At 41.5% G+C, this 11,682-nt stretch carries 8 protein-coding genes; 5 read left to right on the top strand and 3 right to left on the bottom strand.

Going from position 1 to position 11,682, the window contains the following annotated elements:
• The 3 genes from ACLL8Z_RS12625 to ACLL8Z_RS12615 all read left to right on the top strand — a co-directional run.
• The coding region (locus ACLL8Z_RS12625) for a GMC oxidoreductase (RefSeq protein WP_411275141.1) at nucleotides 1-1,083 on the top strand (1,083 nt) is incomplete at its 5' end.
• A 4-nt stretch (nucleotides 1,084-1,087) separates the two neighbouring features.
• A complete protein-coding gene (locus tag ACLL8Z_RS12620; RefSeq protein WP_411275140.1) occupies nucleotides 1,088-1,660 on the top strand; it encodes a gluconate 2-dehydrogenase subunit 3 family protein in 573 nt (190 codons plus the stop codon).
• A gap of 19 nt (nucleotides 1,661-1,679) precedes the next feature.
• Complete coding sequence (locus tag ACLL8Z_RS12615) at nucleotides 1,680-3,131, top strand: Gfo/Idh/MocA family protein (protein WP_411275139.1); 1,452 nt, start codon at nucleotides 1,680-1,682, stop codon at nucleotides 3,129-3,131.
• A 140-nt stretch (nucleotides 3,132-3,271) separates the two neighbouring features.
• Here ACLL8Z_RS12615 and ACLL8Z_RS12610 read toward each other — a convergent pair whose 3' ends face one another.
• From ACLL8Z_RS12610 to ACLL8Z_RS12600, 3 genes are read right to left on the bottom strand one after another with little or no spacing between them, the layout of a single operon-like run.
• The gene (locus tag ACLL8Z_RS12610; RefSeq protein ID WP_411275142.1) at nucleotides 3,272-4,258 is read right to left on the bottom strand and encodes an acyl transferase; all 987 of its coding nucleotides are present in this window, start codon (nucleotides 4,256-4,258) and stop codon (nucleotides 3,272-3,274) included.
• A gap of 28 nt (nucleotides 4,259-4,286) precedes the next feature.
• Complete coding sequence (locus tag ACLL8Z_RS12605) at nucleotides 4,287-4,652, bottom strand: hypothetical protein (protein WP_411275138.1); 366 nt, start codon at nucleotides 4,650-4,652, stop codon at nucleotides 4,287-4,289.
• A gap of 37 nt (nucleotides 4,653-4,689) precedes the next feature.
• Nucleotides 4,690-7,131, bottom strand: coding sequence for a penicillin acylase family protein (locus ACLL8Z_RS12600; RefSeq protein ID WP_411275137.1), 2,442 nt, complete (start codon nucleotides 7,129-7,131; stop codon nucleotides 4,690-4,692).
• 635 nt (nucleotides 7,132-7,766) lie between these two features.
• Here ACLL8Z_RS12600 and ACLL8Z_RS12595 point away from each other — a divergent pair.
• Nucleotides 7,767-10,826 (top strand): SusC/RagA family TonB-linked outer membrane protein, encoded by a 3,060-nt coding sequence (locus ACLL8Z_RS12595; RefSeq protein WP_411275136.1) that lies wholly within the window; start codon nucleotides 7,767-7,769, stop codon nucleotides 10,824-10,826.
• 52 nt (nucleotides 10,827-10,878) lie between these two features.
• Nucleotides 10,879-11,682, top strand: an 804-nt coding sequence (locus tag ACLL8Z_RS12590; protein WP_411275135.1) for a RagB/SusD family nutrient uptake outer membrane protein, incomplete at its 3' end; no start/stop codon positions are given.

The following is an 11,682-nucleotide window of genomic DNA, read 5'->3' as shown; positions in this document are numbered from 1 at the left end:
CGTAATATGGTCATGGGGAGAGTTGCCAACATAACGCAGCCCCTTCAAAGCCGTACAAATTGCCAGTATCGAAACAAATGTTGGCTGGGATGTCCTTTTGGAGCCTATTTCAGCACTCAGTCATCAACTTTACCAGCAGCGGTTGCGACTGGTAATTTAACGCTTCGACCATTTTCTATAGTAACAAAGATCCTTTATGACAAGGATACGAGGAAAGCTAAGGGTGTAGAAGTTCTGGACGCCGAAACAAACCAGACCTATGAATATTTTGCGAAGGTTATTTTCCTGAATGCATCAGCTCTAAATTCAACCTGGATACTAATGAATTCTGCAACAGACGTATGGGACGGAGGATTAGGTAGCAGCAGCGGAGAGTTGGGACACAACTTGATGGATCATCATTTCCGTCTGGGAGCCTCAGGCCAGGCCGAGGGATATGATGACAAATATTATTATGGTCGCAGGCCGACTGGAATTTATGTACCACGATTCCGAAATCTGGGCAATGAAAAGCGCGACTATATCCGGGGATTTGGTTATCAGGGTGGGGCAAGCAGAGAGGGATGGGGACGAAATGTTGCCGAAATGAGTGTTGGGGGTGACTTTAAAGATGCTTTGTGTGAGCCGGGAAGCTGGACGATGGGGATTACTGCTTTTGGAGAAACGCTTCCTTACCACGAAAACAAAGTAAGCCTGGATAAAACTAAAAAAGACAAATGGGGGCTTAATGTGCTTGCTATCGACGCTGAGATTAAAGATAACGAAATCAAAATGCGTAAGGATATGATGCAGGATGCAAAGGATATGCTTGAGGCAGCTGGCCTGAAGAATGTCAATACCTATGATAACGGATATACCCTTGGGATGGGGATTCACGAAATGGGTACAGCGCGTATGGGGCATGACCCTAAAACTTCAGTCCTAAATAAATTTAACCAGGTTTGGGATGCGACAAATGTCTTCGTTACCGATGGAGCCGCAATGACATCGGCAGCATGTCAGAATCCGTCACTAACTTATATGGCTTTAACAGCAAGAGCCGTTGATTATGCTGTAACCGAATTGAAAAAAGGTAATATTTAAAGTCATGGATAGAAGAGAAGCGATAACGCAAGTTAGCTGGATACTAGGGGGGACTATTGTGGGTTCAGGTGTCTTTCTGGAAACAGGTTGTAAAACCAATACACAACAGGCTGCAGATTTCTTTAATGTGGAGACCATTGCTTTGCTAAATGAAATGGGAGAAACTATTTTGCCAGCAACCAGTACACCTGGCGCCAAAGAGGCTAAAGTGGGTGAATTTATGGCTGTGATGGTGAAAGACTGTTATACAACTAAAGATCAGGGAATATTTCGCCAGGGAATCAAAAGGCTCGAAAAAAAATGCAAAGATGAAACTGATAAATCATTCATGGAATGCACCGCGGAGGAACGGACTAAATTCTTTGTAAAAATGGATGCATTGCAAAAGGCATATATGGCTGAAAAAACCACTGAGCAGCCTTCCCATTATTTTAGAATGGTTAAAGAATTAACACTGTTAGGATTTTTCACTTCTGAGGTCGGATCAACAAAGGCATTACGTTATATAGAATCACCAGGCAGATATGACGGAAACTTACCCTATAAAAAAGGGGACCGGATGTGGGCTAATTCATAAAATTCAATAGACTATAATAATGAAGAAAGAAGAAAACAACAGTTCAAGAAGAGATTTTGTAAAGACTGCGGCGGTTGCAGCAGCAGGTTTTATGATCGTGCCGAGGCATGTCCTTGGCGGGCCGGGATTTATTGCTCCAAGCGACAAACTACTGATCGCCGGAGTAGGCGTGGGAGGAAAAGGTCAGAGTGACCTTACTGGATTCGCAAGGAACCCCAAAGCAGAAATTGCATTTCTTTGTGATGTCGACGAAAGACGCGCTGCAAATTCTGTAAAGAATTTTCCAAAAGCTAAATACTATAAAGACTGGCGTGAGATGTTTGATAAGGAACACCGTCATTTCGACGCAGTTTCTGTTTCTACTCCGGATCATAATCATGCTATAATTACACTGGCTGCGATAAAGAGAAAGAAACATGTCTACGTTCAGAAGCCTTTAACACACGACATTTACGAAGCAAGGGTGCTCACAGAGGCTGCTGTAAAATATAAAGTGGTAACCCAAATGGGAAACCAGGGTTCATCTTCGGATGGCTCAAGAAAACTTACGGAATGGTACAATGCCGGAACAATCGGAGATGTTCATACAGTTTATTGCTGGACTGACCGCCCTGTTTGGCCTCAGGGTATTCCCTGGCCAGCTTCAAAGTCTGAGGTTCCAAAAGAGCTTGACTGGAACTTATGGCTGGGAACAGCGCCTTATACAGAATATGTCGATAAACTTATTCCATTTAATTGGAGAGGATGGTGGGATTATGGAACAGGCGGCATAGGCGATATGGGGTGCCATCTTGTCGATGCACCATTTAGGACCCTGGGATTGAAATACCCAACAGAAGTTGAATGTAGCGTTGGAAGCGTTTACGTTGATGAGTTTAAACGCGGCTATTTCCCGGAAAGCTGTCCTCCTTCGTCACATGTAACCATGACATTTATTTCTGAAAAACAGAATAATTCTCCCGTGAGATTGCACTGGATGGATGGCGGAATCCAACCTGAGCGACCGTTAGAACTCGGAGCCGATGAGAAATTCGGCGATGGCGGTAATGGTGTTCTTTTTGTAGGCACGAAAGGCAAAATGCTTTGTGATACCTATGGAAGAAACCCAAGGTTATTGCCTCTTTCTAGAATGGACGATATAGATGTTCCTGAAACACTTGCAAGGGTTCCGGAGCAGGAAGCCGGGCACTACACACAATGGGTAGACGCTTCCATTGCCGGATACGGAAAAATGGAACTAAGTTCCGATTTCTCAGTCGCGGGTCCTTTAACTGAAACACTGCTTATCGGGAACCTTGCTCTTCGGGCATTCGATCTCCGTTTGCCTGTGCCTAATTCAGCTAATTTCCGATATCCTGGCAGATACAAAAAACTTCTCTGGGATGCTAAGAATATGAAAGTCACTAATTTCGATGAAGCAAACCAGTTTGTAAAACGGCAGTATAGAGAGGGGTGGGAGCTTAAGGTTTAAGTTGAGAGTAATAGCTTGAGCGTAATAAGTTGTAAGTAATAGGTTATAAGTTCTAAGTAGTGAGGATTGTTAGGGTATGTCTTATTGTTTTTTAAGGCTAGCTCAAAACTTACAACATATAACTTATTGCTTATAACTCCCTATTGAACGAGCAAATTACACCCCCGAATATCACTATTATCAAACCTGCCTAAAACTTCGAAAGTTCCATCATTGAAAGCTTTTCCTAAGTCCTGGGTAGCAATGAAAGAACAGGAATTAATATTAGCGAGATCGATAACATTAATTCCTCCTGTTTGATTGGTGCCTAAAATTTCAAGTGGGTCGTTTGTATCGCGGATTTGTACCTTCATCCAGGGTGGGCAATGAAAAATACCCGCCCCTTTAGAATATGCCTGAGATAAAAGCTCGGTCATTCCATATTCAGAATGAATCAGCGGCACTCCAAAACCAGCGCATAAAGTTTCATGTAATTCTGTTCTTACCATTTCCTGTCGCTTTCCTTTCATTCCACCTGTTTCCATTACAATGAGCTGAGGAAAGTCTATGGAATGGCTTTCTGCGAAATCCAGCAGGGCATAAGTTACTCCTATTAAGATCGCGGGGGTTTTTGATCTCATTAATTCCCGCAATTTTTGGAGAAGCATTGCATGATCATATAGGAAATAGCCGCTCTGCTCATTTAAAGCACAGCGAATCAAATCGTCCACCATATAAATCAATGATGAACCATCCCGTTCCAAATAAGAAGGTAATAAAGCCAGAACCGCATACTTTGAAATGTCGCCATAGAAGAGTTCAAAGGCGGTTTGAAAGCTTTGCACATATATGCCAGCGTCGAGTACGAAATGCTTGCTTTGAGTTAATCCCGTTGTACCAGAGCTAGTAAAGATTTCTTCCGGTTCACCAATGCCCGTAATTATATGACGGTTTTTAAAAAATTCTATTGGAAGGAAGGGTATATTCTTGATGCTTTTGACATCAGCAGTTTTGACACCCAGGTTTCTTACAAAGTCGCGGTAAACTACACACTTCTCCGCCTGCTTTCTGAAGACCTCTAATGCGAAATTCTCGAATTGCTGCGAAGTTTGGACTGAAAAAATGTCTATAGGGGCAACTTTATACACCTTCAAAGATACAATTTGATCCGCTAAACTAAATTCCGGCCTTGTTGGGTATTACTATCGCCTGACGGGCAAAATATCCTGCCAGTGAACAAAATCCGGCTGCGACCCCACCAATTATTCCCGTAATTAAAAGGACTATAACCCAGTTTAATGTAATGTCAGGCAAACCAAGCATTGCTCCGACCCTGTTTGCTAGTATATTTCCGTTCGGAATTGTGTAAAACAATCCCGTAAGGATCCACAAAACAAATACAGCGAAAAAGCCCGACCAAAATGCATGTGCCCCGGAGTTAGCTTTCCACAATGCAACCCCGAATGCTATCGGGCTTATGATCCACCAGGGAAGAAATAGCTGAAAAACGAATGCGATAACTATGATAATTAAAAACAACATATTTTGATGATAATGATTAGTGATAAATAGTTAAAAGCTACCTCGACATTTTCCACGTACTAATTATGGTTTTTGGTGTTTCGTATCGCGATTTAAGATAGATCATTTCAATCAGCTTTCCCTCAGACCATGTATTTAGCATATTGTCATAATAAGGGCTTCCCGGATTACCGGATTCGCCGCCGGGAAATACACCGTAGGCTTTTACATTATTTCCGAGGGCCACAACCATTCTCCAGGAAGGACCATTGCTCTCACTCATTGCATTTACAGATGATTTTGATCCTCCATTTTTTAGAAATCTAGACCCGAAGCCAGCAACTTTAGCCAGGTGAGGAACATTGGTGTGTTTTACATTCCCCCATTCCCAGTCACCATCTAGAGGTCCGTATCTCTTCTGAAGACTGTCAACAGTAAATTTAAATGCCGCATTCACAGCATCTTCTCTTGTTTCTTTCTGAGCGGTATGTACATTGTCAAACCATCTCGAATCTGGCTCATTTAGAAGCAATTGAACGGTTCTGTCGCGCGAGGGATATCGCATCGGAATCTTCGGGTCTCCCAAATCATCTTCCCAAATTTCTTCAGCCAGAATTTTATGCCACAATTCGAAAATACTTGCGCCGACCTCTTGTGCGTTAAAAAACTTATTCCACTTGCTGACAATATTATAAACCTCCCGCTGACTGGCATTCAACTTTTCTGTATTAATTAGAGCCACAAGTGTCGGCAATATGTTTTCGGCCAATATACTGTAGTTATCGTTCTGCAAATTTATAAGACTATCTACGTTTGCTTTCCTCATTACCGTCAAGCGCTTGTTTATCCTGCGCGCACGTTCGGAAGCGGCGAACTCCCAGTTAATATAATAAGGGTAGGTTTGGTCTGTCAGCGATTGGTTCGCGGAGCTGACAAAATCTCTTGCCGGATTTTTGATCGTTGGATTTTGTTCTGCAGGAATTCGCCCCTGCCAATCGTTGGCGGGATCTGACCCATCCATGAGAAATTTTCCTTGTCCTGGCCATTTTCCCGGAAAATACCCATTAGAAGTAATAGCAATATCGTTCTCAACACTCGCAAAGACAAAGTTTTGAGCGGGTGCAGAATAGTGTGTTAATGCCTCGCGGTAATCAGCATAATTCTTCGCACGATTTAATTTATAAAAGGTTTTAACATCGTTTGAACCGTCATGCGCTACCCAGCGTAATGCGTGCCCGGTTGGAATATTATTGGCTTTGGAAAAATTATCTGGTCTTTGTTCTGTACTGTACACAATTGGCCCATGGTGTGTGTAATAGACGCTGTCAGTGACAGTTTTTCCACCTTTTACCTGAATAGATTCCACTCGTAATTTTAGAGCACGCCACTTGTTGTCATACCAATATTCTTTTTTCGATGCGTCCTTAAACTTAATATTGTACCAATCCAGAACGTCTGCACCAACATTAGTTACACCCCATGCTATTGTCTGATTAAATCCAATGATTACTCCAGGTGCTCCGGGAATGGAAGCCCCGCAGACATTGGCTTCGGGAGATGCGATCTGGATTTGATACCATATGGACGGTAGCGTAATATCAAGGTGAGGGTCATTTGCTAATATTGGAAAACTGCTGGCAGTTTTTGATCCCCCCACTGCCCAGTTATTGCTCCCGATTCCGTCTTCAAGTTCGCGTGTTCTTACTTGATAAGTAGTCTTTTCATTGCTTAGCACCTCTGGTATCGATGGAACCGGTTGTGGATTAAATTCCCATTTGCTGCCGTTCGGAATGATAGGATCTTCCCGAAAGGGATAATCAGGGAATAGATTTTTAGTAATGTCCGGCCCATATTTGTTTAATATATTGCTCATATAGAACTCATTAGATCCCCCTGCGAGCGTGGCAGACATAAGCTTTAACAGTAATGCAGAATTTAGTGGCTTCCAATCTTCTGGTACATAATTTAGAAGTTTGAATTCAACAGGATAGTCCCCTGGTTTTAGAGAGTGGATATAGGCATTGACTCCCTCTGTATAAGCCTCCATTGTTTCCTTAATTTCCGGATCTTGCATCATCACTTTGACCATATTTTCCGCTCCAAATGCCATACCCATTCGGCGCTGGTATCTGTCGAGTTCGAGAGCTTTTGGACCAACAACTTCCGAAAGCCTTCCAGAAGCAAATCGTGTCTGAAAGTCCATTTGCCAAAGCCTGTCTTTGGCTGTAACATAACCTTGTGCAAAGTATAAGTCGTGATTATTATCAGCAAAGATGTGAGGAACCATTCTTTCGTCGAATTTGATCTCCACCTCGCCCTTGAGCCCTTCAATCTTAAAATTTTTTCCGGCGTCTACATTGCGACTCTCTGCGTTCTTCCAGAAACCATGGAACGGATCAAGAAATTTACCAAGTGGGGGAATATCTCCGAATTTGGTGTTTAATGTGATAACCAATGCGAGCGCTGCCAGGAATGATAAAAGAGACCTTATAATGTTCATTTGAATATACTTGTTTGTTATGCTTACGAATCTTGTACGGGCATTTCATTTCGTTCCGCCGTCTAACGTTCCTCTGCAAGGTAATAGCTTTAAATATGTCTAAAAATTAATAATTATTAAGGAATTTTGTTGTTTAATTTTTATGGATTCAGGAGCAAATTCTTTAAAATATCATTGATTTGTCATAATTTTACTAAATAGGCATACGACTTATAGAATTGCTTTAATTTCAAAATGATTTTTAGTTTTAAATTATGCTTAAGAACTGATCTTATTAAGTTCAAATTCTTTGTAAAGCTCACTTAATTTATAATATTCTTTATTTCAATTTATGTTATTATTTATTACAAGCAATTATTTTTTGTTTTAAAAAAATTAAAGTAAATTTATCGTTACAAGTACTAGCTAATTTAGTGTATGACAAAAAATCTACTCGCCACTCTAGCATTTAATCACCATCCAATACTACAGGCTAACTATAAGATACTTATTTCTTACTGCAATAAATACGCATGATCATTAAAGGATTTATCTGCACTAATCAATTTTTAAAAGGATAATAACTAAATTTACTAGTACAAAACCCCTTCTAATCTATAATTTTAACTAAACAATTTTTACTAATTTAACAAGCTATGGGTACAAAATTTTTACTATCAAAATCGCTTTTTTGTATTGTTCTGCTAATGCTGGTCAGTTCTGTGTACGGACAGAATACTACAATTTCCGGTATAGTTACAGACAGTAAGGATAGGACAACTTTAATTGGAGTGTCCGTTAAAGTTAAAGGAACTAACACTGGTACAAGCACTGGTGCGGATGGATCTTATCGAATTTCTGTTCCAGATAATGCAGGCACGCTCGTTTTTTCTTATTTAGGCTACAACAATCTCGAGGTGAGTATTGGTGGAAGAGCATCTATTAATGTATCTCTTGAAGCAAGTAATACTTCTTTAAGTGAAGTAGTAGTTGTGGGTTATGGCACGCAAAGAAAGGTAGATGTAACCGGAGCTACAGCTACTGTACTCGCTAAAGACCTGAATGCCGGTGTTGTTAATAACCCATTACAGGCTATACAGGGCAAAGTAGCCGGTTTGAACATTGTATCCAGTGGCGGTGACCCTACCAATAACCGACCCTCCATCCGTTTAAGGGGAACCTCATCGTTGAGTGCAAACAGCGAACCATTAATTGTAATTGATGGTGTAGCTGGGGTTAGTTTAAACAGTGTGGCGCCGGAAGATATTGAGCAAATGGATGTATTGAAAGATGCTTCTGCTGCGGCAATATATGGTTCCAGAGGAGCTAACGGGGTTATTATTGTGACTACCAAACGAGGAAAAGCAGGCAAAGCTACCGTTGAGTTGAACAGCTATGTAGGGATGGAACAGGTTGCCAATGTGCTGGACTTTTTAAGTCCCGAGGAGTATGTTGCCAAGCTTAGTGAACTAAAGCTTACTGTTTCAGCTAATGATTACGGAGCACGTACAAATTGGTTTGATGAGATTACACGCGATGCCATCAGTCACAATCAGAACCTTTCTGTTTCTGGAGGTGCTGAAAATTTTAATTATCGTGGGTCTGTTGTTTATATGGACCAGCCAGGAATTGCCCTTAATTCTGGAATGGACCGTTTGAACGCACGTCTTAACCTAAGCCAAAAAGCGTTCGATGATAAACTTGAGGTACAATTATTGTTATCTCAACAACAATCAAATCGCCAGTTTGTAGATTATGCTGCTTTTCTGTTTGCAGGAAGGGTCAACCCTACTTTCCCGGTTTTTAACGATCAGGGCTCTTATTTGCAGCCGGGTGTGGCAGGATTTGATGTGTTTAACGGAAAGAGAATACCCGGAGGTTTTGAAATTGAAAACCCGGTAGCCCGCATGAAAGAATTAACCAACGAAGCGAAGCAAAGAGAATCACTTGGAAACCTTAAAGTCTTCTTCACACCTGTTAAAGGGTTGCGTTTTGGTTTAAACACCTCTGTCAATAGCTTTAACGACAACAGCGGATTTTTCAGGCCAAGCACGTTTAAAGCAGGAGGCAATGATTTGTCATCAGCTTCACGAAATTCCAGGGAAGTTATCGACCGTTTAACAGAAGCGACAGGTCAATTCTCTAAATCTGCCGGAAAGCACAACTTTGATGTGCTTGCAGGATATACCTATCAAAAATTATCAAATGAGGGTTTCAGTGCACAAAATACTGGTTTTCCGGATATATTTGGCTATAACCAACTTTCTGCAGGTAACAACAATGCAGATGGTTCTACTAATCGGGTGGTTGGGTCTTATAAAACAGAAGCGATCCTGGTAGGTTTCATAGGCCGTTTGAATTATGCTTTTAACGATAAATACCTTCTTACCGCCAATATAAGACGGGATGGTTCTTCCAGGTTTGGTGAAAATAATCGCTGGGGATGGTTTCCTTCTGTTTCCGCTGGATGGCGTTTAAAACAGGAGAAATTTCTTCAGAATGCCGAATTTATTAACGATTTAAAACTTAGGGTGGGCTATGGTGTAACGGGTAATCAGGAAGGTATATACGATTACGCTTCCCGGTTATTATACGGCCCTCAGGGAGCATTTTTTACAGGCGGTGGTTTTCAGACAGCATATAATTACAGCCAGAATGCAAACCCTGATCTGCAATGGGAAACTTCTGCGATGACCAATATCGGGCTTGATTTTGGATTCCTAAAAGGGAGGCTGAATGGCTCACTGGAATTTTATGATAAAAATACAAAAGATGTGCTGTTCAATTATGGCATAGCAATTGGTTCGACTTACGGAAGTGATAATTTGACAGCTGTTGTTAATTCAGTATTAGCCAATGTTGGTCGGATTAATAACAGGGGAGTTGAGTTAGCTCTGGACTATCTCGCTATAGATAAGAATGATTTTCAATGGCGTACTAACGTAAATTTTGCTCATAATCAAAATAAAGTCAAATCATTGTCTTCAGGTATATTTGCATACAATCCTGCATCCCCACGGACCTACGGAGGTTATGGAAGCGGACAGGGTGGTATTGCGCAGCCTGTTGTATTGCAGGAAGGATACCCGATTGGTCAGTTCTTCGGTCCCCGTTTCCTGGGTTTCGGAAAAAATACTAACGGTTCACCAAAGTATAACTGGCAAGATTTTGGCGGAGGCGGAAACGATCCGTTCGGTAAAGATCGCACGTACATCGGTAGTGCACAACCTGATCTGATATTTGCCTGGGGCAACAATTTTACCTTTAAACGTTTTGATTTTAACTTCTTGTTACGCGGGGCAGTTGGACACCAAATAGTTAACGGACCTTATATTTATTCGGCTAACCCGAACAGGTTTCCTGGCAATAATGCCTTGGTTGATGCATTTTCTACAGGTATTCCCGACGGCCTGCCACCTGCTTTTTCTAGTTTATGGGTAGAGGATGGCGATTTTGTGCGCTTAGATAATTTCCGTTTATCTTACCGTTTGCCTAACTTTGTTAAATATCTTACTAATGCGCAGGTATATATTGCCGGAAACAATACCTTTGTAGTAACCAAATATCGTGGCATCGACCCTGAGCCGAGATTAGGGGCAACCCGTGATATTTACGGAGGATCTGATGTAGGATTAAATTTATCACCTGGAATTGAGCCGATTACATTTTACCCTAGGACACGTTCCTTCTCACTTGGATTTTCTTTAATTTTTTAAAATCTAAGTTTTGCAAATATTCGTAATTACAAACAATGATTTAATTACAAACATGATGAAAATATTTAAGTCAATTAAAATCATAGCAGGAGCATTAACAGCTTTTATGCTAATAATCCTGCAGGGTTGCTCAGATTTGTTGGAGCCCGAAATTTTTGACCGTGCTGAAGCCTCCAAGTTTCCTCAAAATGAAAAAGAATTATTATCAACTGTAGGCGCTACCTATGGCGCATTGCGTGGGTATTATGATCCGGTTACTGTTCTTAATTCGGCGACATCCGATGAAATGGTAGTTCCTACCCGTGGACCGGATTGGTTTGATAATGCGTCCTGGCAGCAATTGGCAAAACACGATTGGACGCCGGTATCTCCCGGGCAAATTAACGGTTCATGGGAATGGGCTTACAGGGTTATAGCTGGATCAAACATAAACATCAGGGCGATTTCCGAAAGCACTCTGCAGGTTCAGGGTAAGGAAGCAATTTTAGCGGAGTTAAGATTACTGCGTGCCTTTGGTTACTTTACGTTATTGGATATGTTTGGCAGCGTGCCCATCATTACCGAAAAGTCGCCTGTAGGAAAAGCTACTCAAAATACCCGTGCAGAAGTCTACGCATTTGTTGCGAAGGAAATTACTGAGGCTCTTCCTAACCTTCGGGATGAAAAAGGAGTACAGATTTATGGCCGTTTTACCAAAGGTGCTGCAAATACATTGCTGGCTAAACTATATCTTAACGCACAGGTTTATACCGGAACACCGAGATGGCAGGAAGCGTTAGCCGCAACCAACGCAGTGATCAGTTCTCCGGCAGGTTACGCGTTGACTCCTAACTATCTAGACAACTTTGCTGTAAAT

Origin of the sequence: Daejeonella sp., from assembly GCF_046590655.1 — a bacterium.
Classification (GTDB): domain Bacteria; phylum Bacteroidota; class Bacteroidia; order Sphingobacteriales; family Sphingobacteriaceae; genus Daejeonella.
This window is presented reverse-complemented; position numbering and strand designations above follow the sequence as displayed.